This window comes from Streptomyces sp. BE20 (assembly GCF_036322525.1).
Classification (GTDB): Bacteria; Actinomycetota; Actinomycetes; order Streptomycetales; family Streptomycetaceae; genus Kitasatospora.
Genome location: NZ_JAQYWW010001163.1, coordinates 1 through 253, shown reverse-complemented (window position 1 = coordinate 253; position 253 = coordinate 1). Strand labels below are relative to the sequence as shown.

The 253-nt window shown below is 72.3% G+C and carries 1 protein-coding gene; it reads left to right on the top strand.

From position 1 onward, the window contains the following. Positions 1–253, top strand: a 253-nt coding sequence (locus tag PUR61_RS36620; RefSeq protein ID WP_329883884.1) for a transposase, incomplete at both ends; no start/stop codon positions are given.

The following is a 253-nucleotide window of genomic DNA, read 5'->3' as shown; positions in this document are numbered from 1 at the left end:
GCCCCTGTCGCTCGCGATCTCCGGAGCCAACGTCCATGACAGCCAGGCCCTGATACCGCTTGTCGACGCCATTCCGCCGATCCGCTCGCGACGCGGACCGCGACGCCGCCGTCCCGGCAAGCTGCACGCCGACAAAGCCTACGACCACCGCTTCATCCGCGCCTACCTGCGCCGGCGGCAGATCCCGGCCCGCATCGCCCGCCGCGGCATCGAGTCCTCCCAGCGCCTCGGCCGGCACCGCTGGGTGATCGAG